This window comes from Microbacterium sp. As-52 (genome assembly GCF_049949185.1).
In the GTDB taxonomy this organism is placed as follows: Bacteria; Actinomycetota; Actinomycetes; order Actinomycetales; family Microbacteriaceae; genus Microbacterium; species Microbacterium maritypicum_A.
Genome location: NZ_CP188171.1, coordinates 2,779,049 through 2,800,323, shown reverse-complemented (window position 1 = coordinate 2,800,323; position 21,275 = coordinate 2,779,049). Strand labels below are relative to the sequence as shown.

Here is a 21,275-nt window from a genome sequence, read left to right as displayed (position 1 = left end):
CGTTCACAGTGAGCGAGGTCGCGCTGCCGTCGCTATCCCTCGGGTGGCCCGGCACGGGCTCGGGAGACGGCTGCGAGTCCAGCGTACGCCGCCTGCACCTCCACGGTCGCCACGAAGCCCCTGAGGACACAGCCGGTGAGCACGGCATCCGACGCCCGCGCGACCCTCGCTCCGAGTTCACAGGGCTGCTCGTCGGTCGGCACGGCACCGCTCGCGGCGTCCGCGACGGCGAGCGCCGCGGCATCAGCGGCACCCGCCGCCCGCTGTGCTGTCACCGCAGCCCCGCCGACAGCGGCGAGGCCGAGGGACAGCGTCGCCGCGACGGCGAGAACTCCCGCCGCGAGCGCCGAACCTGCCATCAGAGTCCCCCGTCGAGCGCGCAACTCCTGGCACGAAGAGGCAGACGGAGCACCGATCCGACGGAAACGTCGAGCGACGCGCTGACGCAGACGAGGTCGCCCGAGAGCGAGGATGTCATCCCCGCTCCCGGGACTGCGGACTGCACCACGCGCTTCGCGGTGCCCTGTTCTTCGCCGCGTCCGAGCAGGCGCGCCGCGTCGGCAGAGGCATCCTGCAGCGCCACCTGGCGGGATGCCGTGCCGAGGGCTCCCGCGCCGAGCAGGAACACCAGCACCACCGCGGGAAGAGCGAGGGCCAACTCCGCCGAGACGGATCCGCGGTCGCCCGCGTGTCGCGGCGCCGGCGACACCTCGCCGACGCCACGGGCGTTCCGGGATCGTCTCGTGATCTTCATCACGACACCGTCAGCGCCCGGCGCACGAGATCGGTGAGAATGCCACGCACTTCGTCCGATCGCATGATGACGACGAGGAGTCCTGCGAAAGCCACAGCAGCAACTGTTGCGCAGATAGGGCGGATAAGGCGAGAGCCCCCTCGGCGTTCCACTCGCTAAGGGGGCTCTCTCATCGCGTCGAAACGCGGAACCGGGCGGCCGTCGCAACACTCCGAAAGGCCGGCCGCCCGGGGGTCTACGGGTCAGCGGGGCGCTGCCCGTGCACGCGGTGCATCCCTCGGTGCTCTCGAGCGACGCTGAGGGCCGTGTCATGGTTCATCATCGGCCCGAGCGTCGCGCCACAGGTGCACACGACGAGGGTGCCGGTGTCGGATGACCGATCCGTGCGGGTGACGTGCCCGTCGAGTGCGTAACTCATGACGTGTGCCCGAGTCGACCGTCGCCCGCGATCCAGGCGGCGACACGGTTGGGTGCCGTGCTGAGTGGTGTGGCCCGAGCGCCCGGCACCGTGACCGTGCCGTTGACGAACAGGTTGCCGCCGATCGACACCGAGCCCGAGAACCACGAGGCGAGCGCGATGGCGACCCGCTGGTCGACGATGGCCTCGACATCGTTGGCGATGAACTCGGCTAGCTGGGCCTGAATGTCGTTGACGAGCAGCTCGAGCTTGGCGACGGTCTTGAACAACTGGGTGCCGTTCGGTGCCTCGAGGTCGCTGAGCCGATCCTTGAGGCCCTTGAGCTCGAGGGCGATGCGGTCGTAGTCACCGACTGGGGTGCGGGGGTCGATAGGCATGGCGGTCTCACTTTCGTTATGCGACGAGGAACAGGCGCGCGAGCTTGCGGCCTGCCAGTTCGGGGTCGTCGGTGACGACTTCGGGCAACCTGATGGGCTCGTCATCGGTGATGGTCGGGCCCAGGGTGAGCGGCTGGCGGGTGACGAGCTCAGGGCCTGCCTCGCCTGCGATGAACGCATCGGGCGCGTAGTGCGAGCCGCGGGCGAGCATCGGCAGCTTGTCGAGGTTGAGACCCCACGTCGAGCCGCCGACGATGGGCACCCAGTCGGGAACCTCGACGCTCATGCTGTTGAGGCCGTCGATGGCGCTGTTGGCCATGCCGATGATGCCGTTGACGGGAGCGCGCACGGCGTCGAGCACCATGAGAATGGCGGTGCGGAAGAAACCCGCCACACCCTCGAACACCGAGCGGAACGTGTCTCCCACCGTCGACATCGAGGTCGTCAGGAACGATGCCAGCGGCGCGATGATGGAACGCTGCACCCACTCGAACGATGTGCGCATGCCATCCACCACGGGGCGCACGACGGCCTCGTAGAGCCACGAGGCGATGAGGCCCCACCCTTGCAGGGCTAGCGTGACGTAGCCGATGACGGGCTGAATGACGTTGCCCCACACCCAGGTGAACGCCTCGCCGATGGCGGCGAACACAGGCGAGAGCACCGAGCCCCACAGCCAGGTGACGGCGGCCGCCCACAGCCCGATGTAGACCATGATGGCGGTGACCACGGGCATGATGATGCTCTCGTAGACCCAGGTGAACGCGGCGCCGATGCCCGCGATGGCCGGCTCGAGGGCGTTGGCCCACAGCCAGGTGAACGCCTCGCCGAGCCAGCCTGTGACCGCCACCCAGGCATCCTGAAACACCGTCGTCTGAGTGGCGAGCCAGACGAGCCCGCCGACGAGCAGCGCGATGCCGGTGATGATGAGCACGAACGGATTGACGGATGCCGCGACGTTGAGTGCCCACTGCGCCGTGGTGGCGATGAGCGTGCCCTGCCGGTACGCCTGCCACGCGGCGTTGAGGGGCGGATAGAGCGCGTTGAGCGTCGTGAACGTCGCCACGCTGGCGGCCGCCGCGATGCCCCACCCCGTGATGTTGTCCCGCTGGCCCGTGAGCCAGCCAGCCGCGCCCTGAAAGGCGGGGATGATGCGATCACGCACGAGGGTCATGAAATCGGTGGCGGTGGGGAGCAGCGCGGTGCCGACCTCGGTTTGCAGGTCGCTGAGCTGTGCCTGCGCGATCTTGGTGCTGTTCGCGTAGTCGTCGCTCGTGCGGGCGAAATCACCCATCGCGGCCGCGCCATCCTTGTGGACGATGGCGAGCACTGCCTGCGCGCGCTCCTGTGCGGTCAGGTCGCCCGCCAGTGTCTTGCCGGATGCCGCCATCGCCTCAGCCTCGACGCGCGCCGCGTTGATGCCGGGGATGACCGATTGCAGGCTGTCGTATTCGCCCCTCAGCGCGGCGCTGATGCGGTCGGCGACATCAGCGGTCTCGAGGTTGTTGAATGAGCCGAGGTCGGCGGCCGCCTGCACCGTCGCGGTGCTCATGTCGCTCGCGGCGATCGAGGTGAACCCGAGCTGTGTGAACATGTCACCCAGCGATGAGGCGGCCGTCAGGGCGGCGCCCTCGGTCATGCCGACGTTGAGAGCCGCTGAGCCCGCCCACCGCTCGACAGTGCGAGCCTCGGCACCGAACACCGCGGTGCTCTTGTTCAACGCCTCATTGAGGTCGCTGCCGCCATCCACCGCTGTCATCAGCCAATCGCCGACGACCTGCACACCCTTGAACGCGAGGAATCCGCCGATGAGCTTGGTGGCGAGCCCGAGGCCCGTGCCGTGCATCACCGGGGTCGCGGCGACCTCGAGCTTGTCGGATACGCCGGCCGGCATAGTTGAGGCGTCGACTGTCAAGTCGACCTCAGCCTCAGCGATGGTGAGCGCCATTGGTCTAGCTCTCGCCGAGCAGGTGGTTGCCCTGCTGCTTGCTGGTGTCGACGCTGGGGTCGTAGTCGTCGTCGACCTCAGCACCGAGCAGGGCGTCAGCCTGGCGCTCGCTCGAGGTCTTGCGGCGCTCGAGTTCGGCGACGAGGGCGGCCTCACGGGCCCGGAGCTGGGCGGGGGTCTTGGTGGTCATGGTCATGCCTTTCGCGTGGTGGTGGGGTGGTACGGCAGTGCGTCGAGGCGCAGGCGGTAGATGCCGACGAGCACGTTGAGCAGGTCGGAACGCTCGCCCGGCATCGCCTCGCCGAGCCCGAGGTAGGCGCGGCGCGTGACCTCGGTGAGGCCTGCCTCGATGACCGCGTACGCCGCGGTGACGGTAGGCAGCTCAGCCGCCCGTCGCTCGATTGCCTGGCGCTTGAACTCCTCGAGCTCGACGAGGTCTAGCTCGAGTTCCTCGGCGGCCGTGGCCGCCCGCTCGCCCGTGATGAGCCCGTACATGACGCGCTCGTGCGGGTCGTTGGTGCCGAAATCGTCGTCGAACGGGTCGGGGTCGGGCACAGCCCTGAGCCGAGCGGCGATGGCCTCATCCTCGGCGGCCTCGGCGGCGAGACCTGCCGCCAGCCACTCGCTGACGATGCGCGCCTCGCTCACAGCCCCTCGACCTCTCGCTGAGCCGACACGAGCGCCTCGCGCAGGTTGTCGATGGCGGTGCCGATGGCGATGGCGTGGTTGCCGCCCCGCATCGACAGGTTGAGGGCGGGCTCGTCGCCGGTCTTGCGGGCCTCGAGCATCTTGAGCACGCCGACCGCCTCGTCGAGCTCGAGTCGTGCCTTGACCGCCATGTCGAGAGCGGTGGTGAGCGTCAGCACGGCGCTGGCGGCCCGCTCGCGCATCGACTTGCCCCACGCCTTGCCGTTGGCCGCGACGGCCGCCTCGAGCTCATCCACGGCCAGCCTGCGCGCCTCGACGAGACCGCTGAGGCGGGTCTGTGCGGTGCGTGCCACGGTCTGCGCGTCGAGGGTGGTCTCGGCGACCCCCTCGGGCACGAACGACAGGTCGTCGAGCATCGCCTTGGCGATGTCGTCGCGCTCGCTGGTCATCGCCTGAGCGAGGTTCGCGCTCGCCGAGTCGCGGACGACGAGGGCCTCGCGGCGTGCGGCGCTGATGGCCTTGAGCTTGTCGAGCGCGGCCGCGATGTCGGGCTGTGCGACGGGGTCGGGCAGCGCGATCAGCTTGCCGTTGACGCGCTCGGTGTACAGGGTCTTTTCGGTCATGGTCGTGCCTTTCAATCGGTGGTGATGGTGGTGGGTGCGGGGGTCAGGTGCGCGACCTGTCGGGCGAACTCGACGTTGACGCGGGCGTCGTCGCGCAGGGCGATGCCTCGCCAGCCGCGGCCGGCGTAGGTCTTGGTGAGTTCGACACGGCCGGCGAGGTCGTCGTGCTGAGCGAGGCGTGCGCTGAATGTCTGCATCGACCACTTGCCGAGGCCGTTGACCGCCTGCCATCCGCTGAACAGCCCGTACAGCTCGCTCGAGAGCGTGAACGCCTCAGACTCGATGGCGAGCGCGTCGTCGACGAATCGCATGATGACATCGGTTTCCTTGCGCCACGCGCGGGCATCATCCTCGACGCGCTGGGGCGGCAGCGGCAGGCGCATGCCGTCGTCGAACCACTCCCGAGCACCCGCGACAAGCCAGGCGAGCACGGCCTCGGAGCGCCCGCCAGTGCCCCGGCGCAGGCGTGTGCGCAGGTGCCTGTCACCCTTGCGCTGCCCCTTGCGAGCCGGGGTGCCCCTGACAAACTCACGGGGGAACGTCAGCGGTACGAGGCGGCGCCAGGTGCCGTGGTCGGTCTCGCTGACGATGGGCAGGTAGTTGGTGCTGACGAACAGCGAATGAGTGGCGGGGAAGCTCACGAAATCCTGCCGCATGCGTCGCGCGGTGATGACCTCGGTGCCGGTGATGTCCTTGAGGCGCTTGACGTTGATGCGGTGCCCGTCAGGCAGCTCCTCGGCGACGGCGAGCCGCACACCCTTGAGCGTCATGAGGCTGGCGGGGTGGTCGCCGGGGCGGGCGAGCAGCACCTCGTCGGGCACGACGGTCGCGTAGTCGCCGAGGGCGTGCCGTACCGCGTCGAGCATCGTGCTCTTGCCGTTCGATCCGCCGCCGATGAGGAATACCTGCGTGTCGTCGTCGGGCGTGTGCCCCGTGATGGCCTGCCCGAACCTCATGCGGGCGTAGCCGCGCGCCGACTTGGGCAGAGCGGTGAGTGCCGCCTGCCAGTCTTTGTGCGTCGCGCCGGGCTTGTAGTCGACCGGGGCGAGCCGGGTGAGCAGCAGGTGAGGGTCGTGGCGGCTCAGCTCGCCCGTGCGCAGGTCGAGCACGCCGTTGGCGACGTTGAGCAGGTGGGGGTGAGCGTCGAACTCGTCAGCGCGGCGCATCAGGATGCCCGCCAGTAGCTTGAGCGTGGCGCTGATGGCCCCGATGCCGAGAAAGCGGCCGATGTCTTTGGCCGGCAGGTTGCCGAGCACGTCGCGGCTGTAGTCGTAGTGCCACTGCCGCACGACCTCGAGCGCCCGGGCATCGGGCACCTCGAGCCAGCGCTTGCCATCCCACTCGAGCCACTGCGTGCCGTTCTCGCTCACAAGGCCGTGACGCAGGGTCTCGGCGGCCTCGTCGGCGCGGGCGGTGTCGTTGAGCGCGTCGAGCATGTGGCGCTCGGTGGCGACCACCTCGCGGCTCATCGCTTGCCCGCCTTTCGGCGCTCGAGTTCATCGCGCAGCAGGGCGAACGGGGTGTCGGTCGGGGGCTTGGCGGCCTCGACGGCGGCCTGCGCTGCCGCCTGACGGGCGAGCAGGGTGGCGCGGCGACGAATCTGGGGGCGCGACATCTCACTGCGCTGAGCAAGCGGAATCTGCAACACCCAGTGGTCGAGCTCGGCGCCGCTCAGCAGCGGGTAGCTGGCGCGGACCTTGTCGTGTCCGGCCCAGCGGGCGAGAGCGGCCGCCTTACCGATGGCGCTGGCCTGCTCGGGGGTGCGTGATGCGTTGCCCTTGAGGCCGGCCGCACGGGCCTTGTCGCGGTTGTCAAAGCTCATCGCGCACCCACCGTGAAAAGGGCGGCGATGGTGGCACGCACGCCCTCGCTCAGGGGCGGGGCAGACGCGACAAGGTCGGCGATGGTGTTGTCGCCCGTGGTCTCAGTCATGGTCGGTCACTCCGGTAATGCGGAGTGACCTCGGGCTCATCTAGGCCAGGGATTCCCGAATCTCACATGCGACCCGCACCCGATGGGTGAGGGGAACAGCGGAGACCTTGACCGAGGCGAACCTCGGGGCCTGATTCAAGCGTAGGGATAGTGGCGAACCACTACCAAGCTGCGTGCAAATACACGCAGAAAAAGTTTCTAGGGACACCTCGGCGCACCGAGCATGGCGGACATGGCGGATACTTCTGCTTACCCTTATATGAGTGCTTCTAGCTGGTTACCGGAACCATCCGCCATGTCCGCCATGCTGGCCCTAACGAGGGCCTTGCGAGGGCGCGTTAGCTCGGCTCGAGGGTGTGAGACACGGGCCTGTCACGCGGTCTTGTCTCACGCGAGGCGCGGCAGGTGGTGGGCGGGGTCGATGCCCGGAATCACGCGGGTTATCGCCTTACTCTCAGCGCGCACCTGCGCCTGTTGTTGGTGAGAATCGCACGGGCGACGCGGGTGGTGAGCGCCTGCTCAGCGCAGGGCGGCAGGTGCACAAGAGTGGCCGGCGCTAAGGGCCTCGGAATATGCCCTGTTAGCAACAGCGGGCGCGGTCGCTAACAGGGCGCATCCGAGGGCTCTTAGCTCGAGCCCTATCTACAGGCCCGAGCTAGTGACGCCTCAGTGCCAGGTGATGGTGAGCGTGCGGGCCATCGCCTCATCCGGCATATTGCGCCTGTTGCCCTGCCCCACGCTGTGCACCTCGATGGTCATGAGCGCCTCGAGCACAGCACGCTTGCGACCGAGGGGCAGCGCATCCCACGCGCCCCGTACGTCAGCCGCACCGACGAGGTCGCGCAACGGCTCGACGTTCGCGCCGGCCTGTAGCTTGCCGTCGAGCTCGGCGATGCGGGCGTTGGCGCGCTTGGTGAGGCGCACCCGCTCGGGGCGCGTGATGAGCCCGTCCTGCTCGTCGTCACCGGCCTGCCTGATGCTGACCTCGAGGCGGCGCCGCTCAGCCCTCAGGGCATCGACATCGGGGCGCTCTCGATCGACGAGCAGGTCGACGGCGTCATCGCGCTCGAGGCGAGCCACGATGAGGCGCTCGACGAAGTCATCGAGGGGCACCCCGCGGCGCATGAAATGGGCCATCGACCCGCACCTGTAGCTGTGGATGCCTGCCTCGCCCCCGCCTGCCCTGATGGGTTGCTTGCACACCCCGCACAGCGCGATGCCCGACAAGAGCCACTTGCGCGTGGGCCCCGGTGAGGTCTTGCGCTCGGGGTGCTCGAGCCGGGTCTTGGCCTCAGCCCACTCATCGGCCGTGACGATGGCAGGCCACGCCCCGGGCTCGCACGTGTCGCGGGTGATGGCGCGCTGGTCGTACACCGCCCCGTCGTCGCCCGGCAGGGGCAACAGCGCCGCGTAGTAAGGGCTCATCAGCATGCGCCGCAAGGTGGTGGGCGTGAACGGCACCCCCTCGGGGTGGCGCTTGGTGGGTGCGGTGCGCCTGCCATCGACGGTCAGGTCGCGCGCTATCGAGCCGAGGGGCACGCCCGCGAGGAACTCGTCATAGATACGGCGCACGTCGGGCGCTCGCTCGCCATCAAGCTCATACGCCTCGATGGTGCCGCGCTCGCGGCGTTCGGCCGTGGTGACCCACTTGTAGCCATAGGGCACCCGCCCCGAGGTCGGGATGCCGCGCCCGCGCCGGTCGGCGTTGGCGAACACTCGCCGCTCAGCCTTGACCTCGCTCTCGGCTCGGGCGACCGAGGTGAGCACGTTGGCGATGAGGCGCCCCGAGGCGCTCGTCAGGTCGACCGCGCCATCGGTGGTCACGAGTTGCACCCGCGCCGCGTTGAGCGCCTCGAGGGCTGACAGCGAGCGCCCGAGGCGGTCGAGCTTGCGCACGATGAGCACGTCGAACAGCCCCGCCCGAGCATCCTCGAGCATGCGGGCGAACGCCGTGCCCTCGCCGCGCGCCTTGTATCCGCTGACGGCGTCGTCGGTGTAGGTCTCGACGACGAGGTAGTCGCGCGCATCCGCAAGTTGTTGGCACGCCTCGACCTGCCGGGCGATGCCCTCAGGCTCAGCGACAGACTGGCGGGCGTAGAGCGCAGCGCGCAGGGCCTTGGTGCGTTTCGGGGTCATGCATCAAGTCTGCTCTATGTTCACAACAATGGCCATCGTCGTGATCGCGTACTCGGCCGTGGCGGCTCCGGTGTCGTCGCCGAACAACGCCTCGGCGCGCCGTCGATCCAGCAGGGGAATGTTCTTCATCGTGTTCCTTCTTTCTGTGGGATGCAGGGCATCGGGGTGTACGGGTGTTCGGGAACGTCACAGCGGCATCGGCGCGGATACGAGGACGCTGAGCAGGAGCGGCGCCACACCGAGAAGGAGGAAAGCCGGCAGCGTGCAGACCCCGAGCGGGAACAACAGGCGTGTCGAGAGCTTCGCGGCACGGAGCCGCCCCTGCACTCTGGCGGCGTGTCGGTCCTGGGCCGCGGATGCCCGGAGCAGCTCGACTGCCGGCACCCCCGCGGCGCGAGAGAGCTCGAGCACGGAGCGAACGCGTTCATCGCCGGTCTCCGAGGGGGACGCCTGCGAGACCAGCTGATGCGCACGATCGATCGAGGCCCCGCCCGACAGTGCGACCGCGACGAGCTCTGCGTGCATCCCGGGGGTGCCGGGCGCCGGTCGTGCCCGCCGCAGCAGGCGCGTCGTCCACAGATGCGCCGCGGCGACGAGGAGCAGGCCGACGGTGACGCAGGCGGCGCCGAGCACGTTCCCGAAGATCACTCCGATGGTGTCGAACCCGAGTGCGAACCCGAGGAGCACCCCGGCGAACGGCATCCACAGCAGCAGCCGTGCGGTTCCTGCGGGTTCGGCGAGTGCGATGCGCACATCGTCAGCCGCGGCCTCGGAGTCTCGCAGCGTCTCCGCGATCATGCGGAGAACCTCGGCGAGCGGCGCCCCCACCGTCGTCGCGATCTCCCAGGCGGCGGCCAGATCGATCCACGCCCCGCCCTCAGCCTCGATGGCCTCGAGAAGCGGCACACCACGATCGAGGCGGTCGACGACAGCCCGCGCCTGCGGATCATCGGCCTCGGCCAGGTGGCGCCACGCGATGACCGGCGCAGCCCCCGCCTGCAGCAGCACGGCCAGCGTCTGCACCGAGGTCGCGGCATCCGTCGCGCCGGTCGACCCTCGTCGCCCCACACGGCCCCACCGCATCACCACGGCTGCACTTCCTCGACATCGAGACGATCCCCGACGATCACGAGACGCCCCGCCTGCCGGATGCGACGGGTGCCCCCGGGGGCGCGGTCGAGGTGGAGGACGATCGTGAACGCGCTGACCGCCTGCCGCGCGAGAGCGATCGCGTCCATCCCGGCGAGGGCGCCGAGGGCTTCGAGCCGCGCGGGGACGTCGCGGAGCCCGCTCGCGTGCAGAGTGCCCGCACCCCCGTCGTGACCGGTGTTGAGGGCGGTGAGCAGCTCCCGGACCTCTTCACCGCGGCACTCCCCGACCACCAGCCGATCGGGACGCATCCGCAACGACTCGCGCACCAGTCGCGCCAGAGAGATGCCGCCCGCGCCCTCGAGGTTCGACTGCCGCGCTTCGAGGGCGACGTGATGCGGGTGACGCGGACGCAGCTCGGCGACGTCTTCGATCGTGACGATGCGCTCCGTCGACGACACCTCCGACAGCAGCGCCGACAGCAGCGTCGTCTTGCCCGTTCCGGTTCCCCCGGTGATGAGGATGTTCGCCCGCTCGGCCACCAGCCCGAGCAGCCAGGCATGCTGGCGCGCATCGAAGGCACCGAGAGCGGCGAGCGCGTCGAGATCCGCGACACGTACGCGGGGAATGCGTATCGAGAGGGCGGTTCCGGTGGTCGATACCGGTGCGAGGACCGCATGAACCCGGACGCCGGAATCGAGACGGACGTCGACGCAGGGCGCCTGGTCGTCGATATGGCGTCCCCCGAGACCGACCAGTGCGACGGCGAGGTCGCGGACCTCCCGCTCCGAAGCCCTCCACCCCGGTGCGGGCTCTGCTCCACTCCCGCGGTCGACGAACAGCCCGCTCGCCCCGTTCACGAACACATCGGTGACGGCATCGTCGAGGTGGGTGAGAAGCGGCCCGAACGCCGGATCCAGGCGACGGGTCTCGGGCGGGGCTTCCCCTTCGGGCGCAGCCGAACGAACTCCCCTGGGCTGGATGACGAAGGAATCAGGCATGGACGCGACGCTATGCGCGGCCGTCGTGTGGGAAAGGCGTGAGGCGCGGGTCGGCTCAGCGCCTGTGAATAAGACCACTCATCCGCCCACGGTGCAGGCGACGCCTCCGGCGGAACCCGGCACGGCAGGGAGCGCTCCCAAAGGAATGGGCGGCATCTCACGGGGGGAATGAGATGCCGCCCACGACGAACCACGATTGGGGGAATCGGGCACGCCAAGGCCGGAATGAGAATTCGGCTGTCGTCGAGTGTACGCAAGGCGACCGTCCTGACAAAACCGGCCGCACTACCGACTTTCGGCAGTATGCGACAGGAGGCCGCGGAGATAGATTCGCCATGACCTGGTCGCCACCCCCACGACCATGCTCGTAAGACCCGTATGCCGCAAAGGAGCGCCTGCCGATGAGCAGCCAGATCGATCATCTTCTCGACGAGACCCGGAAGTTCCCGCCGTCGGAGGACTTCGTCGCCCACACCATCTCCTCGCCCGAGCTGTACGAGCGTGCCGCCGCCGATCGCGAATCCTTCTGGGGTGAGCAGTCCCGAGAGCTGGTGCACTGGCACAAGCCGTTCACCCAGGTGCTCGACTGGAGCAACCCGCCCTTCGCGAAGTGGTTCGAGGACGGCGAGCTGAACGTCGCCTACAACTGCCTCGACCGTCATGTCGAAGCAGGCAACGGCGATCGCGTCGCCCTGCACTGGGAAGGCGAGCCGGGCGACTCCCGCCGCATCACGTACGCCGAGCTCACGGACGAGGTCAAGCGCGTCGCCAACGTGCTCGAAGGTCTCGGCATCGGCCAGGGCGACCGCGTCGCGATCTACCTGCCGATGATCCCCGAAGCGATCGCCTCGATGCTCGCGGTCGCTCGCCTGGGAGCGATCCACTCCGTCGTGTTCGGCGGCTTCAGCGCCGACAGCCTGCGTTCGCGCATCGACGACGCCGGCGCCAAGCTCGTCATCACCGCCGACGGCGGCTACCGCAAGGGCCGCGTCTCGGCGCTGAAGCCGGCCGTCGACCAGGCCCTCGCCGACCGCGGCGACGGTGAGCAGCAGACCGTCGAGCACGTCCTCGTCGTCCGCCGTGGCGAGAACGAGGTCGACTGGATCGACGGCCGCGACATCTGGTGGCACGACGCCGTCCCTGCCGCCTCCGCGGAGCACACGGCACAGGCGTTCCCCGCCGAGAATCCGCTCTTCATCCTCTATACCTCGGGCACGACGGGCAAGCCCAAGGGCATCCTGCACACCTCAGGCGGGTACCTGACCCAGGCGGCGTACTCGCACAAGTACGTCTTCGACCTGCACCCGGAGACCGATGTGTTCTGGTGCACGGCCGACATCGGCTGGATCACCGGACACAGCTACGTCACGTACGGCCCCCTCGCCAACGGTGCGACCCAGGTGCTCTACGAAGGCACACCGGATGCCCCGCACCCCGGCCGCTGGTGGGAGATCATCGAGAAGTATAAGGTGTCGATCTTCTACACCGCGCCGACCGCGATCCGCTCGTTCATGAAGATCGGGCGCAGCGTCCCCGCGAAGTTCGATCTGTCGTCGCTGCGACTGCTCGGCTCGGTGGGAGAGCCCATCAACCCCGAGGCGTGGATGTGGTACCGCGAGGTCATCGGGGCGAACAAGACCCCGATCGTCGACACCTGGTGGCAGACCGAGACCGGCGCGATCATGGTGTCCGCTCTTCCGGGAGTCACCGAGACCAAGCCCGGTTCCGCGCAGGTGCCTCTGCCCGGGATCTCTATCGACGTCGTCGACGAGAGCGGCGTCGAGGTCGGCAACGGCAGCGGCGGCCTCCTCGTGATCACCGAACCCTGGCCCAGCATGCTGCGCGGCATCTGGGGCGACCCCGAGCGCTACCGGGAGACCTATTGGGAGAAGTTCGAAGACCAGGGCTACTACTTCGCCGGGGATGGCGCGCGCCTCGACGACGACGGCGACCTGTGGCTGCTGGGTCGCGTCGACGACGTCATGAACGTCTCCGGACATCGCCTGTCGACCGCGGAGATCGAATCGTCGTTGGTCGCGCACGAAGCGACGGCCGAGGCCGCCGTGGTCGGTGCCTCGGACGAGACGACCGGTCAGGCAGTGGTGGCCTTCGTCATCATCAAGGAGAGCTATCTCGCCGCGCACGAGCCTGCCGGCCTCGCCCAGCAGCTGCGCCTCTGGGTGGGAGAGCAGATCGGCGCGATCGCCCGCCCGCGCGATGTCTACATCGTGGGTGAGCTGCCGAAGACCCGCTCCGGGAAGATCATGCGGCGCCTGCTCCGCGACGTCGCCGAGGGCCGCGAGGTGGGTGACACGACGACCCTCGCCGACACCGCGGTGATGAGCATCATCTCGGCGCAGGTCAAGTAGAGCCACCCGGACGAGACAGAAACGCGCCTCCCCCGACGGGGAGGCGCGTTTCTTGTTCACCGGCGGCTGGATGCCGCGCCGGGTGTCAGGCCAGCAGGAAGGCGACCTCGACCTCGACCGGGCTGCCGAGCGGAAGCTCGGCGACGCCGACGGCCGCGCGGGCGTGACGCCCGGCATCGCCGAAGATCTCACCGAGTACCTCGCTCGAGCCGTTGATGACGCCGGGCTGACCGGTGAAGCCCTCCGCCGAGGCGACGAAGCCGCCGACGCGGAGCACACCGACGATGCGATCGATCCCGCCGGCCGCATCCGCTGCCGCGGCGAGGGCGTTGAGCGCGCAGGTGCGGGCGTAGGACTTGGCGTCCTCGGCGGAGACCTCGCCGCCGACCTTGCCGACGGCCGGAAGCGCACCGTCGACGAACGGAAGCTGCCCGGAGGTGTAGACGAGACCGCCGTGCACGACCGCCGGGACGTAGGCGGCGACCGGGGCAGCGACGGCCGGGTGCTCGATGCCGAGTTCGGCAAGACGGGCGGAGACGCTCATGCCTGGCCTCCCTCGAACTGACGGGCGGCCTGTTCTGCGGCTGCGAGACCGGCGTTCGTCGACGCGTCCGACGTCACGGGGCGCTTCAAGTAGGCGACGAGCCCGCCCTCGGGGCCCTGCACGACCTGGACGAGCTCCCAGCCCTGCTTGCCCCAGTTGTTGAGGATGGCTGCGGTGTTGTGGATCAGCAGCGGCGTGGTGAGGTACTCCCACGTGGTCATGGCACTCCTGTCGATCGGGGCACGACACCCGAGATCCGGGGCGGGCTCGTCAAAGGCGGTATTCAGGGAACTCCCCTACGATCAAGCGTATGCCCCAAAAGAATCGCACGGTGAGAGGCGTGCTCGGCGGTCTCGTCGGGCTCGTCGGCCTGAGCGCCGTCGCCGGTCTCCTCGTCACGGCCAGCGTCACTCCGGTCCTCGCGATGACCGGTCTCGCAGGCACCCAGGCCCTCACGCTCTTCGATCAGCTCCCCGAGAGCCTCGACCCGAGCACGCCGATGGAGCAGTCGACCATCTACGCGACCGCCCCCGACGGATCCCAGGTCGAACTCGCGTCGTTCTACGAGCAGAACCGTGTCCCCGTGACGTACGAACAGGTCTCCCCGAACCTGTACGACGCGATCCTCTCGAGTGAGGACAAGAACTTCTACAGCCACGGCGGCGTCAACATCGGCGCCACGGTGAAGGCTCTGGTGGACAACGTACGCGGCACGTCCAGCCGTGGTGCGTCGACCATCAGCCAGCAGTACGTGAAGAACGTCCTCATCCAGAAGTGCGAGCAGGAGGTCGACACCACGTCCGACACCTACTCTGAGGACCTCCAGCAGTGCTGGAAGGATGCGACCAACGCGACCGGGGCCAAGGGCATCGAGCGCAAGCTGCAGGAGATGCGCTACGCGATCCAGATCGAGAAGGACTTCTCGAAGAACGACATCCTGCTCGGCTACCTGAACATCGCCAACTTCGGTGGCACTGTGTACGGCATCGAGGCCGCCGCGAACTACTACTTCTCGACGACCGCGGCGAACCTCACGGTCGCGCAGTCGGCGACTCTCGCGGGCATCGTGCAGAACCCCAACACGTATCGCATCGACAAGGCCGAACAGGGCACGACCACCAACGCCGAGGGCGTCGCCCTGAACACTGCGGCGGACGGATACTCGCTCACGAAGGACCGCCGACACTACGTGCTCGGGCGCATGCTCACGGACGGCAAGATCACGCAGGCGCAGTACGACGAAGCCGATGCCTCGGAGATCGCCCCCGCGCTGAACCCACCGACGCAGGGATGCGCCTCCGCAGGCACGAGCGCCTACTTCTGCCAGTACGTGAAGTCGATCGTGCTGAACGACGAGGCCTTCGGCAAGACCCAGCAGGAGCGGACGGATCTGCTCCGCCGCGGTGGCCTCAAGATCTACACGACGCTGGACTACCGCATCCAGAACCCTGCCGCCGAGAAGATGGCCGAGGTTGTTCCCGCCAACGCCGACAACCAGTACTTCGGGGCGGCCGGCGTCTCGGTCGAGGTCGGCACCGGCCGAATCCTCTCCATGACGCAGAACACGACCTTCACCGAGACTCCCACCGATGATCAGGCCTACTCCTCCCTGGTGTTCGCGGGCGATAAGAACCACGGGAACTCGGGTGGCTTCCAGGTCGGCTCGACCTACAAGCTCTTCACGCTGATCGACTGGCTCGAGAAGGGCCACTCCGTCAACGAGGTTCTCAACGGAAGCGTGCAGACGAACCTGAAGATCCCCGTCTGCGGAGCCAAGCAGAACGCCAACACCAAGGAGATCGGCAACTTCGGTGGCGGTGGCGGTGGAACCGGATCCGTGCTGAGCTTCACGAAGAACTCGCTCAACAGTGGTTACTTCGCGATGGCGTCGAAGCTCGATATCTGCGACATCAACAAGGTCGCCGACCGTATGGGTGTCACGCTGGCGAACGGCGACAAGGTCACCGACGAGAACGTGCCCTTCGACGTGCTCGGCCCGAAGAACATCTCCCCCCTCGCGATGGCGAACGCCTACGCGACCGTCGCGAGCGGTGGGAAGTACTGCACACCGCGCGCGATCGATCGCGTCGTCGGCCCCGACGGTCAGGACCGCGAACTGCCGGCATCGTCGTGCACCGACGGAGTGATCTCTCCCGAGGTCGCCGCGACGGCCGCCTTCGCGTTGCAGAGCGTCATGGGTGGCGGCGGCACCGGTTCCCGGGCGAACCCCAACGACGGCACGCCGCTGATCGGCAAGACCGGAACGCACGACACCTGGTCGACGATGATGATCGAGTCCAGCACCAAGGTCGCCACGGCGGTCTGGGCCGGCCGCTGGCAGGGCCAGGAGAACATCTACCGCAAGAGGGCCAACGGCTGGAACCTCAACGACATGCGTTACCCGGTGGCGCAGGCCGCGCAGGCCGCAGCGAACGCTGCGTACGGTGGAGACGCCTTCCCGAAGCCCGATGGCAAGCTCACCCGACAGCAGCTGACGACGGTTCCGAGTGTCGTGGGCAAGTCCGTCGAGGAAGCGACCGCGATCCTGACGGACGCCGGCTTCCAGGTCTCTGTCGGAGGAGCAGTGGACAGCGACCTCGCCGTCGGCCTGGTCGCCGGCCAGGATCCGACCGGAGAGGCGGCCACTGGCGCGACGGTGACCCTCACGACCAGCAACGGACAGGGCACGACCGTCCCGGCGAATCTCGTCGGGATGTCGAGAGCCCAAGCCTCTGCCGCGCTCGGTGCCGCAGGATTCACGAATATCGAATTCGACAACTCCTGCAATCCACCGACCTCCGTCGTCGGCGGATCCGACCCTGCGCCCGGCACCGCGGCCAGCAAGTCCACCGCCGTGCGTGTGACGTGCCAGTAGCGGCCCGTCGCGGCGCACACCCGGCCCTCATCGCGCTCGGCGCGGTGGGGGCCGTGGGTGCCGGCGCCGCCATCTGGGGGATCGGGATCGAGCGGTACCTGTTCACCGTGCGCGAGGCCTCAATAGTGGCTCTCCCGCCCGGTGCCGCACCGCTGCGTATCCTGCACATCTCCGATGCGCACATGGCGCCGTGGCAGCATCGCAAGCAGGACTGGCTCGCCTCCCTCGCCGAGCTGAAGCCCGACCTCATCGTGAACACCGGGGACAATCTCGGCCACGAGAACGGACTCGACGGCATCCGGCGCGCTTTCGCTCCGTTCGCCGGCATCCCCGGCGTGTTCGTGCACGGCTCGAACGACGTCGCCGCGCCGTCTCCGCGGAACCCTTTCCGCTACTTCCTCGGACCGTCCAAGAAGCACCACAAGCCGGAGCTTCTCGACACGGACGCGATGGATCGGTACTTCGCGGACGAGCTGGGCTGGACCGAGCTCAACAACTCTGCGGCGCGGCTGAACATCGCGGGCAGCGACGTCGATCTCTTCGGTGTCGACGACGCTCACCGCGATTGGGACCGTCTGGATGAGCTTCCCGATGCCATCGCGGCTCTCGGTGCCCGCGACGCAGCGACGCCCGTCCTCGGCGTCACGCACGCGCCGTATCAGCGGGTGCTCAACGGCTTCATCGATCTCGGTGCCGATGCGATCCTCGGTGGCCACACGCACGGCGGTCAGGTGTGCATTCCCGGGTACGGGGCTCTCGTGGCGAACTGCGACATCCCGCTCAAGCAGGCCAAGGGGCTCAGCACCTGGTCGCACGGCGGCCGCACTGTGCCGCTCAACGTCAGCGCGGGGTGTGGACACTCCATCTACGCGCCGGTCCGGTTCGCCTGCCGCCCCGAGGCGACGCTGCTCACTCTGACCGCACAGGTGTGATCCGGCCTCGATTCGGCGCAGGGAACATTTCCCTGTAGACTCGGAGGGTTGCAAAACGGGGTGTGGCGCAGCTTGGTAGCGCGCTTCGTTCGGGACGAAGAGGTCGCAGGTTCAAATCCTGTCACCCCGACCAGTAACACCGGAAGGCCGCCCTCAGGGGCGGCCTTCTCTGTACCGGGACCGTGCACGAAAGGGAACGCATGAACTCTCTGCTCCCGCCGCCGCGCCGTTTCACCCGGGCCTGGGCGATCGCCCTCGGTGTCCCCTTCCTGATCGGCCTCGCCGCTCTCACCCTCACGCCGTCGAAGGTCGAGGAGTCGATGCCGAATCTGCTCGACCTCGTGCTCGCCACAGCTCACCGTCTCGGCTGGGAGTGGCTCGACTTCACCCGGCTCGAGATCATCGCGAACGTGCTCGTCTTCGTGCCGGTCGGCATCCTCGCCTTCCTACTCCTCCCCCGTCGTATCTGGTTCCTCGCTGTGCTGGTGGGGCCGCTGCTGTCAGCGATGATCGAGATCGCCCAACGTGTGGCTCTCCCCCACCGCGCGGCCACCGTGAACGATGTCGTCGCCAACTCGACGGGCGCCATCATCGGCGTCGCCGTCGCGGTCGCCTTCACCCTGCTGATCGCCCCGAGATCCTCCCAGCGTCCACCTTCTAGGCTGGAGACATCATGACCGCGCCCACACTCGTCGCCTTCGATCTCGATGACACGCTCGCCCCCTCCAAGGGCCTGATCGACCCGCGGATCGCCGCGCTGCTCCGCACTCTGCTGCGCACCGTCGACGTCGCCATCATCTCCGGAGGGAACGAGGCGCAGTTCCGCTCGCAGGTGATCGCACAGCTCGGAGACGCTGACCCCTCCGATCTCGCCCGGCTGCACCTCCTGCCCACCTGCGGCACCCGCTACCTCCGCCACGACGGCACGGACTTCGCCCCGGTCTACGCCCACGATCTCAGCGAGGCCGACAAGCAGGCGGCCCTCACGGCTCTGCGCGAAGAGGCCGAGCGCCTCGGACTCTGGGAGGCCGAGCCGTGGGGCGACATCCTCGAGGACCGCGGATCGCAGATCACCTTCTCGGCGCTCGGTCAGCGTGCGCCGCGCGAGGCGAAGCACGACTGGGACCCGACGGGCGCCAAGCGGGCTGCGCTGCGGGATGCGGTCGCCGCACGCCTTCCCGGTCTCGAGGTGCGCTCGGGCGGTTCGACCTCGATCGACATCACCCAAGCCGGTATCGACAAGGCCTTCGGGATGCGGCAACTCGCCGCGCACACCGGCATCGCCCTCACCGAGATGCTGTTCTACGGCGACCGGCTCGATGAGGGGGGCAACGACTACCCCGTGCTCGCGATCGGTGTTCCCGCCATCGCCGTCGACGGCTGGGAAGACACCGCAGACAAGCTCGACGCGCTTCTGCTGACGCTCTGACCTTCGCGGTGTCGCGCTGCGCGACCCTACGCGAGAGTCCTAGCATGGCGTCATGGATGCCCTGCTGATCGTCATCGTCGTCGCCGCGGCCACCAGCGCCGTCTGCTGGGTGCTCTCCCTGATCACCCGCGACACCTCCTGGGTCGACCGCGCGTGGTCGATCGTGCCGGTGGCCTACGTCTGGATCTTCGTCGCCGGCGCTTTCGTGAACGGTGACGGGTCGGCGCGTGTGGTCGTGATGGGTGTGCTCGCCACCGCGTGGGGCGCACGCCTGACCTTCAACTTCGCCCGCAAGGGTGGCTACACCGGGATGGAGGACTACCGCTGGGCCATCCTGCGTGGGCGGATGCGGCCCTGGCAGTTCCAGATCTTCAACGCGCTGTTCATCATCTGCTATCAGATGGCGCTGCTCGTGCTCATCACGCTGCCGACGCTGGTCGCCGCACAGCACCCTTCGGCCCTCACCGGGTGGGACGCGCTGTTCATCGCCGCATTCGTCGCCTTCCTCGTCGGAGAGACGATCGCCGATCAGCAGCAGTGGGTGTTCCATCAGCGGAAGAAGCAGGCGGGTGGCACGCTCGCACCGGGATTCGCCACGACGGGCCTCTTCCGATACAGCCGGCACCCGAACTTCTTCTTCGAGCAGGCGCAGTGGTGGGCCTTCTACGCGATCGGAGCGACGGCTGCGGTCACCGGCGGAGCCGGCGTCATCGGCGGGGTGCTGAATCCGACGATCGTCGGTCCGGCTCTGCTGACCGTGCTCTTCATCGGCTCGACGATCTTCACCGAGTCGATCACCGCGTCGAAGTATCCGGCGTACGCCCAGTACCGCAAGACCACGTCGATGCTGGTGCCGTGGCCCCCACGCACCAGGGCGGTGGCCACGCAGTCCTGAGACGACGTGGCCACCTCCCGGTCAGATCCGGACGAGCAGGGCTCAGTGCACGCGGGCTTCCGCGGCGGCGCGGGCCACGGGAACCAAGCGGGTCAACTGGGTCACGTGCGCGGGCTCGAGCTCGGCGAGCGAGGCGACACCCAGCAGGCGCATCGTGCGTTCGATCTCGCTGCGCAGGATCGCGATCGTGCGGTCGACACCCTGACGTCCGCCCGCCATCAGACCGTAGAGGTACGCCCGTCCGATCAGCGTGAAGTCCGCTCCAAGCGCCACCGCGGCGACGATGTCCGCACCGTTCATGATGCCGGTGTCGATCATCACCGTGAAGTCGTCGCCCACGGCCTTGCGCACCTCGGGAAGCAGGTGGAACGGGATCGGTGCACGGTCGAGCTGGCGGCCACCGTGGTTCGAGAGGACGATCCCGTCGACTCCGGCATCGCGCAGACGCACCGAGTCCTCGACGTTCTGCACGCCCTTGATCACGATCTTGCCTGGCCAGATATCGCGGATGACGGCGAGATCGTCATAGCTGATCGTGGGGTCCATCGCGGCGTCCAGCAGCTCGCCCACGGTCCCTCCGGTCGTGCTGAGCGAGGCGAACTCGAGCTTCGGGGTGGTGAGGAAGTCATACCACCACCATGGGCGCGGGATCGCGTTGATGATCGTGCCGAGGGTCAGCTGCGGCGGGATGCTGAACCCGTTGCGCTTATCGCGCAGACGCGCTCCCGCGACCGGGGTGTCCACCGTGAACTGCAGGGTGTCGAACCCCGAGGCGGCGGCGCGACGGGTGAGCTCGTAGGAGATCTCACGGTCGCGCATGACGTAGAGCTGGAACCAGTTGCGTCCGTGCGGGTTGGCGGCCTTCACGCCCTCGATCGAAGTGGTGCCGAGGGTCGAGAGCGTGAACGGGATCCCGGCGGCGGCCGCGGCGCCCGCGCCCGCCGTCTCCCCCTCGGTCTGCATCAGACGGGTGAACCCGGTCGGGGCGATTCCGAACGGCAGAGCGGACGGACCGCCGAGGATCTCGACGCTGGTGTCGACGGTCGGCGCCGGTCGCAGGATCCCGGGGTGGAACTCCACGTCCTGGAACGCCTGACGTGCGCGCGTGAGCGACAGCTCGCCCTCGGCGGCGCCGTCGGTGTAGTCGAACGCGGCCTTCGGCGTGCGGCGCTTGGCGATCAGGCGAAGATCATCGATCGTGAGAGCACCCTCCAACCGTCGCTTGCGACCGTCGAGTTCGGGCTTCTTGAACTTCATCAGCTCGAGGAGCTCGACGGGGTTGGGGAATTGGCGCTGCACCATGAT

At 68.4% G+C, this 21,275-nt stretch carries 23 protein-coding genes, 1 tRNA gene and 1 pseudogene; 7 read left to right on the top strand and 18 right to left on the bottom strand.

Going from position 1 to position 21,275, the window contains the following annotated elements; genetic code table 11:
• Window positions 1-32: 32 nt before the first annotated feature.
• The 15 genes and pseudogenes from ACLFA2_RS13565 to ACLFA2_RS13495 form a co-directional block, all read right to left on the bottom strand.
• Window positions 33-359, bottom strand: coding sequence for a hypothetical protein (locus tag ACLFA2_RS13565; protein ID WP_021199120.1), 327 nt, complete (start codon window positions 357-359; stop codon window positions 33-35).
• Window positions 359-754 (bottom strand): TadE family type IV pilus minor pilin, encoded by a 396-nt coding sequence (locus tag ACLFA2_RS13560; protein ID WP_021199121.1) that lies wholly within the window; start codon window positions 752-754, stop codon window positions 359-361. The genes ACLFA2_RS13565 and ACLFA2_RS13560 overlap by 1 nt, the downstream gene beginning before the upstream one ends.
• Window positions 754-864: pseudogene (locus tag ACLFA2_RS13555) on the bottom strand (DUF4244 domain-containing protein); the annotation flags it as partial. The pseudogene ACLFA2_RS13555 and the gene ACLFA2_RS13560, both read right to left, overlap by 1 nt.
• A 125-nt stretch (window positions 865-989) precedes the next feature.
• The gene (locus tag ACLFA2_RS13550) at window positions 990-1,172 is read right to left on the bottom strand and encodes a hypothetical protein (protein ID WP_426621467.1); all 183 of its coding nucleotides are present in this window, start codon (window positions 1,170-1,172) and stop codon (window positions 990-992) included.
• Entirely contained in the window at window positions 1,169-1,549 is a 381-nt protein-coding gene (locus ACLFA2_RS13545) for a hypothetical protein (protein WP_426621466.1), read from the bottom strand. Before ACLFA2_RS13545 ends, ACLFA2_RS13550 begins: the two co-directional genes overlap by 4 nt.
• Window positions 1,550-1,565: 16 nt before the next feature.
• The gene (locus tag ACLFA2_RS13540) at window positions 1,566-3,497 is read right to left on the bottom strand and encodes a phage tail protein (protein WP_426621465.1); all 1,932 of its coding nucleotides are present in this window, start codon (window positions 3,495-3,497) and stop codon (window positions 1,566-1,568) included.
• 4 nt (window positions 3,498-3,501) lie between these two features.
• On the bottom strand, window positions 3,502-3,687 hold the full coding sequence (locus ACLFA2_RS13535; protein ID WP_426621464.1) for a hypothetical protein: 186 nt from the start codon (window positions 3,685-3,687) through the stop codon (window positions 3,502-3,504).
• Between the two features lie 2 nt (window positions 3,688-3,689).
• The gene (locus ACLFA2_RS13530) at window positions 3,690-4,145 is read right to left on the bottom strand and encodes a hypothetical protein (RefSeq protein WP_426621463.1); all 456 of its coding nucleotides are present in this window, start codon (window positions 4,143-4,145) and stop codon (window positions 3,690-3,692) included.
• Window positions 4,142-4,768 (bottom strand): hypothetical protein, encoded by a 627-nt coding sequence (locus tag ACLFA2_RS13525; RefSeq protein WP_426621462.1) that lies wholly within the window; start codon window positions 4,766-4,768, stop codon window positions 4,142-4,144. The genes ACLFA2_RS13530 and ACLFA2_RS13525 overlap by 4 nt, the downstream gene beginning before the upstream one ends.
• An 11-nt stretch (window positions 4,769-4,779) precedes the next feature.
• A complete protein-coding gene (locus ACLFA2_RS13520) occupies window positions 4,780-6,237 on the bottom strand; it encodes a DNA primase family protein (RefSeq protein ID WP_426621461.1) in 1,458 nt (485 codons plus the stop codon).
• Complete coding sequence (locus ACLFA2_RS13515; RefSeq protein WP_426621460.1) at window positions 6,234-6,590, bottom strand: hypothetical protein; 357 nt, start codon at window positions 6,588-6,590, stop codon at window positions 6,234-6,236. The genes ACLFA2_RS13520 and ACLFA2_RS13515 overlap by 4 nt, the downstream gene beginning before the upstream one ends.
• A gap of 776 nt (window positions 6,591-7,366) precedes the next feature.
• Window positions 7,367-8,836 (bottom strand): recombinase family protein, encoded by a 1,470-nt coding sequence (locus tag ACLFA2_RS13510; protein ID WP_426621459.1) that lies wholly within the window; start codon window positions 8,834-8,836, stop codon window positions 7,367-7,369.
• A gap of 3 nt (window positions 8,837-8,839) precedes the next feature.
• Window positions 8,840-8,965, bottom strand: coding sequence for a hypothetical protein (locus ACLFA2_RS13505; RefSeq protein WP_426621458.1), 126 nt, complete (start codon window positions 8,963-8,965; stop codon window positions 8,840-8,842).
• A gap of 57 nt (window positions 8,966-9,022) precedes the next feature.
• Entirely contained in the window at window positions 9,023-9,919 is an 897-nt protein-coding gene (locus ACLFA2_RS13500) for a type II secretion system F family protein (protein ID WP_426622475.1), read from the bottom strand.
• Window positions 9,919-10,926 (bottom strand): TadA family conjugal transfer-associated ATPase, encoded by a 1,008-nt coding sequence (locus ACLFA2_RS13495; protein ID WP_029258709.1) that lies wholly within the window; start codon window positions 10,924-10,926, stop codon window positions 9,919-9,921. The genes ACLFA2_RS13500 and ACLFA2_RS13495 overlap by 1 nt, the downstream gene beginning before the upstream one ends.
• A 401-nt stretch (window positions 10,927-11,327) precedes the next feature.
• Between ACLFA2_RS13495 and acs the strand changes: the two genes are divergently transcribed.
• Window positions 11,328-13,295 carry an acetate--CoA ligase gene (acs, locus tag ACLFA2_RS13490; protein WP_029267269.1) on the top strand — a complete coding sequence of 656 codons (1,968 nt, stop codon included), beginning with the start codon at window positions 11,328-11,330 and terminating at the stop codon, window positions 13,293-13,295.
• Window positions 13,296-13,380: 85 nt separating this feature from the next.
• Here acs and ACLFA2_RS13485 read toward each other — a convergent pair whose 3' ends face one another.
• Together ACLFA2_RS13485 and ACLFA2_RS13480 are read right to left on the bottom strand one after the other, a co-directional pair.
• Window positions 13,381-13,839: a RidA family protein gene (locus ACLFA2_RS13485; protein ID WP_426621457.1), complete on the bottom strand. Its 459-nt coding sequence runs from the start codon at window positions 13,837-13,839 to the stop codon at window positions 13,381-13,383.
• Entirely contained in the window at window positions 13,836-14,060 is a 225-nt protein-coding gene (locus tag ACLFA2_RS13480) for a hypothetical protein (protein WP_021199127.1), read from the bottom strand. The genes ACLFA2_RS13485 and ACLFA2_RS13480 overlap by 4 nt, the downstream gene beginning before the upstream one ends.
• Window positions 14,061-14,149: 89 nt before the next feature.
• Between ACLFA2_RS13480 and ACLFA2_RS13475 the strand changes: the two genes are divergently transcribed.
• The 6 genes from ACLFA2_RS13475 to ACLFA2_RS13450 all read left to right on the top strand — a co-directional run bounded on the left by ACLFA2_RS13475 (window position 14,150) and on the right by ACLFA2_RS13450 (window position 19,970).
• On the top strand, window positions 14,150-16,714 hold the full coding sequence (locus ACLFA2_RS13475) for a transglycosylase domain-containing protein (protein WP_029258710.1): 2,565 nt from the start codon (window positions 14,150-14,152) through the stop codon (window positions 16,712-16,714).
• Window positions 16,705-17,646 carry a metallophosphoesterase gene (locus tag ACLFA2_RS13470; RefSeq protein ID WP_167255690.1) on the top strand — a complete coding sequence of 314 codons (942 nt, stop codon included), beginning with the start codon at window positions 16,705-16,707 and terminating at the stop codon, window positions 17,644-17,646. The genes ACLFA2_RS13475 and ACLFA2_RS13470 overlap by 10 nt, the downstream gene beginning before the upstream one ends.
• A gap of 56 nt (window positions 17,647-17,702) precedes the next feature.
• Window positions 17,703-17,779 (top strand) — tRNA-Pro (locus ACLFA2_RS13465).
• A gap of 67 nt (window positions 17,780-17,846) precedes the next feature.
• Window positions 17,847-18,323, top strand: coding sequence for a VanZ family protein (locus tag ACLFA2_RS13460; RefSeq protein WP_021199130.1), 477 nt, complete (start codon window positions 17,847-17,849; stop codon window positions 18,321-18,323).
• On the top strand, window positions 18,320-19,075 hold the full coding sequence (locus ACLFA2_RS13455; protein ID WP_029258713.1) for an HAD-IIB family hydrolase: 756 nt from the start codon (window positions 18,320-18,322) through the stop codon (window positions 19,073-19,075). The genes ACLFA2_RS13460 and ACLFA2_RS13455 overlap by 4 nt, the downstream gene beginning before the upstream one ends.
• Window positions 19,076-19,127: 52 nt before the next feature.
• A complete protein-coding gene (locus ACLFA2_RS13450) occupies window positions 19,128-19,970 on the top strand; it encodes a DUF1295 domain-containing protein (RefSeq protein WP_029267272.1) in 843 nt (280 codons plus the stop codon).
• Window positions 19,971-20,012: 42 nt separating this feature from the next.
• On the opposite strand, the gene ACLFA2_RS13445 is transcribed toward ACLFA2_RS13450, so the two are convergent.
• Complete coding sequence (locus ACLFA2_RS13445; protein WP_029258715.1) at window positions 20,013-21,272, bottom strand: alpha-hydroxy acid oxidase; 1,260 nt, start codon at window positions 21,270-21,272, stop codon at window positions 20,013-20,015.
• Window positions 21,273-21,275: the final 3 nt, after the last annotated feature.

Coding starts and splice junctions, on each gene's coding strand:
- ACLFA2_RS13565 (WP_021199120.1), bottom strand. CDS start 359: ATGGCAGGTTCGGCGCTCGCGGCGGGAGTTCTCGCCGTCGCGGCGACG.
- ACLFA2_RS13560 (WP_021199121.1), bottom strand. CDS start 754: ATGAAGATCACGAGACGATCCCGGAACGCCCGTGGCGTCGGCGAGGTG.
- ACLFA2_RS13550 (WP_426621467.1), bottom strand. CDS start 1,172: ATGAGTTACGCACTCGACGGGCACGTCACCCGCACGGATCGGTCATCC.
- ACLFA2_RS13545 (WP_426621466.1), bottom strand. CDS start 1,549: ATGCCTATCGACCCCCGCACCCCAGTCGGTGACTACGACCGCATCGCC.
- ACLFA2_RS13540 (WP_426621465.1), bottom strand. CDS start 3,497: ATGGCGCTCACCATCGCTGAGGCTGAGGTCGACTTGACAGTCGACGCC.
- ACLFA2_RS13535 (WP_426621464.1), bottom strand. CDS start 3,687: ATGACCACCAAGACCCCCGCCCAGCTCCGGGCCCGTGAGGCCGCCCTC.
- ACLFA2_RS13525 (WP_426621462.1), bottom strand. CDS start 4,768: ATGACCGAAAAGACCCTGTACACCGAGCGCGTCAACGGCAAGCTGATC.
- ACLFA2_RS13520 (WP_426621461.1), bottom strand. CDS start 6,237: ATGAGCCGCGAGGTGGTCGCCACCGAGCGCCACATGCTCGACGCGCTC.
- ACLFA2_RS13515 (WP_426621460.1), bottom strand. CDS start 6,590: ATGAGCTTTGACAACCGCGACAAGGCCCGTGCGGCCGGCCTCAAGGGC.
- ACLFA2_RS13510 (WP_426621459.1), bottom strand. CDS start 8,836: ATGACCCCGAAACGCACCAAGGCCCTGCGCGCTGCGCTCTACGCCCGC.
- ACLFA2_RS13505 (WP_426621458.1), bottom strand. CDS start 8,965: ATGAAGAACATTCCCCTGCTGGATCGACGGCGCGCCGAGGCGTTGTTC.
- ACLFA2_RS13500 (WP_426622475.1), bottom strand. CDS start 9,919: ATGCGGTGGGGCCGTGTGGGGCGACGAGGGTCGACCGGCGCGACGGAT.
- ACLFA2_RS13495 (WP_029258709.1), bottom strand. CDS start 10,926: ATGCCTGATTCCTTCGTCATCCAGCCCAGGGGAGTTCGTTCGGCTGCG.
- acs (WP_029267269.1), top strand. CDS start 11,328: ATGAGCAGCCAGATCGATCATCTTCTCGACGAGACCCGGAAGTTCCCG.
- ACLFA2_RS13485 (WP_426621457.1), bottom strand. CDS start 13,839: ATGAGCGTCTCCGCCCGTCTTGCCGAACTCGGCATCGAGCACCCGGCC.
- ACLFA2_RS13480 (WP_021199127.1), bottom strand. CDS start 14,060: ATGACCACGTGGGAGTACCTCACCACGCCGCTGCTGATCCACAACACC.
- ACLFA2_RS13475 (WP_029258710.1), top strand. CDS start 14,150: ATGCCCCAAAAGAATCGCACGGTGAGAGGCGTGCTCGGCGGTCTCGTC.
- ACLFA2_RS13460 (WP_021199130.1), top strand. CDS start 17,847: ATGAACTCTCTGCTCCCGCCGCCGCGCCGTTTCACCCGGGCCTGGGCG.
- ACLFA2_RS13455 (WP_029258713.1), top strand. CDS start 18,320: ATGACCGCGCCCACACTCGTCGCCTTCGATCTCGATGACACGCTCGCC.
- ACLFA2_RS13450 (WP_029267272.1), top strand. CDS start 19,128: ATGGATGCCCTGCTGATCGTCATCGTCGTCGCCGCGGCCACCAGCGCC.
- ACLFA2_RS13445 (WP_029258715.1), bottom strand. CDS start 21,272: ATGGTGCAGCGCCAATTCCCCAACCCCGTCGAGCTCCTCGAGCTGATG.